The 4,670-nt window shown below is 61.8% G+C and carries 4 protein-coding genes and 2 pseudogenes; all 6 read left to right on the top strand.

What is annotated here, in order from left to right:
• Positions 1-446 (top strand): annotated as a pseudogene (locus tag ACIREA_RS27000) (N-acetylgalactosamine 6-sulfate sulfatase); the annotation flags it as partial.
• Between the two features lie 71 nt (positions 447-517).
• Complete coding sequence (locus ACIREA_RS27005; RefSeq protein WP_397385428.1) at positions 518-937, top strand: hypothetical protein; 420 nt, start codon at positions 518-520, stop codon at positions 935-937.
• A gap of 120 nt (positions 938-1,057) precedes the next feature.
• A complete protein-coding gene (locus ACIREA_RS27010; RefSeq protein WP_397385429.1) occupies positions 1,058-2,479 on the top strand; it encodes a hypothetical protein in 1,422 nt (473 codons plus the stop codon).
• Between the two features lie 70 nt (positions 2,480-2,549).
• Positions 2,550-3,020 carry an NfeD family protein gene (locus ACIREA_RS27015; protein WP_397385430.1) on the top strand — a complete coding sequence of 157 codons (471 nt, stop codon included), beginning with the start codon at positions 2,550-2,552 and terminating at the stop codon, positions 3,018-3,020.
• 37 nt (positions 3,021-3,057) lie between these two features.
• Positions 3,058-4,068: a flotillin-like protein FloA gene (gene floA / locus ACIREA_RS27020; RefSeq protein WP_397385431.1), complete on the top strand. Its 1,011-nt coding sequence runs from the start codon at positions 3,058-3,060 to the stop codon at positions 4,066-4,068.
• 21 nt (positions 4,069-4,089) lie between these two features.
• Positions 4,090-4,670 (top strand): annotated as a pseudogene (locus tag ACIREA_RS27025) (hypothetical protein); the annotation flags it as partial.

Genomic DNA, 4,670 nt, shown 5'->3' on the forward strand with positions numbered 1-4,670 from the left:
CCACCACCATGCTGGAAGCCCGCGATGGCATTCCGCATGGCGAGGTGAAGCGCAGCTCCAATGCGCCGAACTGCTCCTACTTCGTGAACTGGAAGACCAAGGAAGATTCAATGACCTGGGACATCGACGTACATACCGCTGGTGATTATGAGGTGAGCATTGATTACGCCTGCCCGGAGGCGGATGCCGGAGCAACGGTGCAGATGAGCTTCGACGGGGCCAAAACTGCGGGCAAAGTGACGCCCGGCTGGTTTCCGCGCCTGCTGGACGACCAAGACCGCGCCTCGCGCAAAGGCGAGAGCTACATGCGTGATTTTCACAGCCTGCCACTGGGTGCGATCAAGCTGCCTGCCAAGCGCGGACTGCTGACGCTGCAGGCGCTGGAAATCCCCGGACAGACTGTCATGGAGGTGCGGCGCGTGACGCTGACCCTGAAGACAAAGTGATTCATGGCATGAATCCTGATGTGGACGTATGGCTCCAACCAAGGATAATTCTCCCCCAACCCAACCTCTTCATGAAATTGTTCCGCGCCTCTTTCCTCGCTCTTGCACCGCTGATCCTCGCTGCCTGCGGGGCCATCGCCCCGGCGCCTAAAACGACTTCAGGGATCGTGGTCGGGCCGAATGAGGTGCGCGAGTGCGGGCAGGGCAGGGTGGAGTTTCCCGCCGGTGTGTACACCGCAGAGGTCGTCTCAGAAAAGGGCACCTACTACCTGGCTCCAGCACTTCTCCGCACCAAGGGGGTCTTGCTGGGCCGTGGCGAGCGGGGGGGCATTTTTGTGTCCAATTTGGCAGGCAATCCGCAGGCCGCCTGGTTTGGCGACGTGGGTGAAATCTTGGAGGAAAAGCCAAGTACGCTGTTTTCGGCCGTGGGAGTCAGCGCACCGAAGCTCTGGCCCTACACGCCCAAGATTCCTTTTCAGGTGAAAAAGTGATTTCCGCGCGCTTTGACCTACCCGTTCCCCCACAAGTGGAGGTCTTAAACGTAAGTACTTTGTCTTAGCGCCCAGTTTTCGTTGCGCGAAACGTTATAAAAACTATAATTCGGGGCGTTTATGAACAGCCGCCTCATCACATGGTCACTCGCCTCCGCCGTCCTGCTGGCGGGGGGGATTGCGGCAGTGAAGGAGGGCTGGCTAAATGGATGGGAAATGCGGCTGGGCGAACTGATGACGAGCCCCGGCGCCCAGTATAGCGCGGCCAAGTTCCGTCTCGATCTGGTGGATCAGTTCAACTATTCGCGCATGGCGGAGAAAACGCCGACCCTGCGGGTGGATCCTGAAATGGAGGCCTGGCTGGCCCGGGAGTTTCCGAAAATCGACACGAACGACCTCAATAAAGTCACCGAGCTGGTGCAGGAGGGTATGCCGCGCTACTACCGGGTCTCCGTCTGTTCCGCCAGCAGTCCAAGCCTGCGCGAACTGCTTCAGCGCTTTCATGAGTATTCGCACCGTTCGCAGCCGGAGATGACGCACATGGCCATCGCCCTGCGGCCACGTGCCAGCGGACTGATGCATGAGGCGCTGCTCGTGCTTGGCCAGCGCCTGCGGGATTTCACACCGGAGGCATTGACCCAGTCTGGCGACGAGCCCTTTTTCAGCACCTGCGTCCACTGCAAACAGCCGCACTTCATGAAGCTCTCACGGGCGCAGCGCAGCATGGCGCTCGAGTGCCCGAAGTGCCACCGCAAGTACGCCGTGATCGCGGCGGACAGCGCGGGCCGCTTTCACTATGTGAACGAGTTCCTGACAGGTTACGCACCACCGGCGGCGTTTGCGAAAAACCAGTCGCGTGTGCAGCAGCTCTTCACCATCTGGTCCGCCGTACACTCCAACTGCCGCTACACCAACGACCCCGGCGCCAAGGCGGGTAGCAGCTTTGCCAAGCCGGAGCAGACAGACTGCTGGCAGTTTGCGGATGAAACACAGCGACTGCAGCGAGGCGATTGCGAGGATTCCTCCATCTTTCTGGCGGACTGGCTGATGTCCCGCGGGTTTCAGGTGCGGGTGGCTCTGGGCCGCTATGGCGATCTCGGCGGGCATGCTTGGTGCGTGGTGAAGATCGAGGACAAAGAGTACCTGCTGGAATCGACGGAAAGCCGCCCTGATCCGAGTGATCCACCGCTCGCCAGCCGCGTGGGCAGCCGTTACGTGCCTGAGGTGCTGTTTGATCGCTTTGCCATCTATGTGCCCACCAGTGCCAGCCGCTCATGGAAGGGCGACTACTGGTCTGCCAACACCTGGACACGGGTGGAGCCACGAGCCGAACTGGGCGGCGATCCGATCCTGGCACGGGCACCCATCGGAGGAGGTAAATCGGGGCAGAATATTCTCGACCCTGCGACTTCAGCAGATGCCACCCGCCTCGCGCGCACGACCTTCGCCAGCCCCTCTTCCCCCACGTTTCTCAACATGGGGGATATTCCCGTGGGGGCCAAAGACTGGCGGCAGTCCATGGTGCCGAAGCGCACGCCCTGAGCAAAACAGGAGCGTTGGGGCATCAACATAAGTTGACGCCCTGTCATGCAGCATCCAGCATCTTGTTCTCATGCTCGCCAGCATTGCCATCCTTACGCTGTTCGGCATCCTGCTCATCATGCTGGAAACCTTCCTGCCCGGCTGGGTGGCTGGCATCCTAGGCACGATCGCCATATTCACCGCCATCTGGCTTGCCCTGATGTCAGAGGAGCTGGTCGGCTGGACTTCCAATCAGCGGGTGGTGCTTGCGCTGGGCATCGTGCTGTTTGCGATGGTGGTCTTGATCGGCTGGCTGCGCTGGTTTGCCGTGAAGTTTTTCCGGCGTGCGCTGACTCTCACTACGAGCATTGAGACCCCGCCTGCTGTCGGAGCCGCCCCGGGCACGCAGGGCGTGGCGCTCACGGAACTTCGCCCGCTGGGCCGTGCTGAAATTGACGGCCAGCGCTACGAGGTGCGCTGCCAGAACGGCCTCGCCGCTGCCGGGACCCGTGTCGAGGTGATCGCGGCGGAGCCCGGCAATCTTCTCGTGCGCATCGTCTGAGTCCCTTTTTTATCTTCAACCCACATACCACCCACTCATGGCTACTCTCGAAATATTCCTCATCGGCGCCGTCATCATCGTCGCGCTTGTCCTGTTCCTGATGGTTGCGAAGTTTTTCAATCTCTGGCTGCGTGCGCGCATCGCTAATGCGCCGGTCAGCTTTCCCACACTGCTGGCCATGTGGCTGCGGGGAGTGCCGAATGCCTTGATCGTCGATACGCGCATCACGGCTGCCAAGGCCGGCATTCCCATCGGCACAGACCAGCTGGAAGCCCACTTCCTGGCCGGTGGTGAAGTGACGCATGTGGTGCTCTCTTTGATCGCCTCCGACAAAGCTGGCATCCCGCTCGATTTCAACCGCGCCTGCGCCATCGACCTCGCCTGTAAAGGCACCAGCAAAACGGTGCTCGAAGCCGTGCGCACCAGCATCAACCCGAAGGTGATCGACTGCCCGCATCCCGACATGGGGCGCGGTGGCAAGATCGACGCCGTTGCCAAGGATGGCATCTCCCTGCGCGTCCGTGCCCGAGTGACCGTACGCACGAACCTCGACCGCTTCGTGGGTGGTGCCACGGAGGAGACCGTCATCGCCCGTGTGGGTGAGGGCATCGTCACCTGCATCGGTTCCTCGTCCTCTTATAAGGACGTCCTCGAAAATCCTGATGCCATCTCCAAGCTCGTGCTGCACAAAGGCGTGGACGCTGGCACGGCCTTTGAAATCCTTTCCATCGACATTGCTGACATCGACGTCGGCGAAAACGTCGGTGCCAAGCTCCAGACCGAGCAGGCTGAGGCCGATAAGAAGATCGCGCAGGCCATGGCCGAAATGCGCCGTGCCGCCGCCGTGGCACTGGAGCAGGAAATGTCCGCCCGCACCCAGGAGATGCGCGCCCGCGTGGTGGAAGCCGAAGCTCAGGTGCCGCTCGCGATTGCCGAGGCCTTCCGCAATGGCCAGCTCGGAGTCATGGACTACGCCAAATACAAAAACGTGCTCGCCGACACGGAGATGCGCAGCAAGATCGCCGGGGAATCCTCCGGCGCGAAATAACCCTGCGGGAGTTTTTTGACCATGCACCCACTCCTGCTGAGCAGCGATGTCGATCCTTTCCAGGTGGCGATCATTGTCATCGCGGTTTTGGCAGGCTTCGTAAAATGGCTGTGGGAAACCTGGCAGCAGAAGACCGGGGCGGCGCCAGCACCGCCACCCGACCCCGAAGAGCAGCGCCTGCGTGAAGCCGCCTGGCGCAAGCAGACCGGGCAGTCATCGGCTGCACCGCCACGCCCTGCCCCCGTGGCGGCACCGTCCGCCTGGGATGAACTGCGCAAGGCATGGAAAGAACTGCAGGAGACGGCCAAATCCAGCCAGGCACCAGCGCAGCCCCGCCGACAGCTCCCACCTGCCCAGCGCCAGCAGCCGCAACGTCCACCGCCCCCTCTGCCAGCCCAGCGCCAGCAGGCCCAACGCCAGCGTCAGCAGCCAGCACGCACTGCCGCAGCCGTGGAAGTGCCCACGCTGGCCGCCGTCAAAGCTCCTCCTGTGACTGCCGAACCGCCTGCGGTTGTCCTGTCCAAGCCCGCAGCTCCCGCGGGGTCCATTTTGGCCAATTTACGTCAGCTTCGCCAAGATCCCGCGCTCATGCGGCAGGCAAT

Source organism: Prosthecobacter sp., from assembly GCF_044373815.1.
Taxonomy (GTDB): Bacteria; Verrucomicrobiota; Verrucomicrobiia; order Verrucomicrobiales; family Verrucomicrobiaceae; genus Prosthecobacter.

Excerpts from the sequence above, each read along its gene's own strand:
- ACIREA_RS27005 (WP_397385428.1), top strand. The coding sequence starts at position 518 with ATGAAATTGTTCCGCGCCTCTTTCCTCGCTCTTGCACCGCTGATCCTC.
- ACIREA_RS27015 (WP_397385430.1), top strand. The coding sequence starts at position 2,550 with ATGCTCGCCAGCATTGCCATCCTTACGCTGTTCGGCATCCTGCTCATC.
- floA (WP_397385431.1), top strand. The coding sequence starts at position 3,058 with ATGGCTACTCTCGAAATATTCCTCATCGGCGCCGTCATCATCGTCGCG.
- ACIREA_RS27010 (WP_397385429.1), top strand. The coding sequence starts at position 1,058 with ATGAACAGCCGCCTCATCACATGGTCACTCGCCTCCGCCGTCCTGCTG.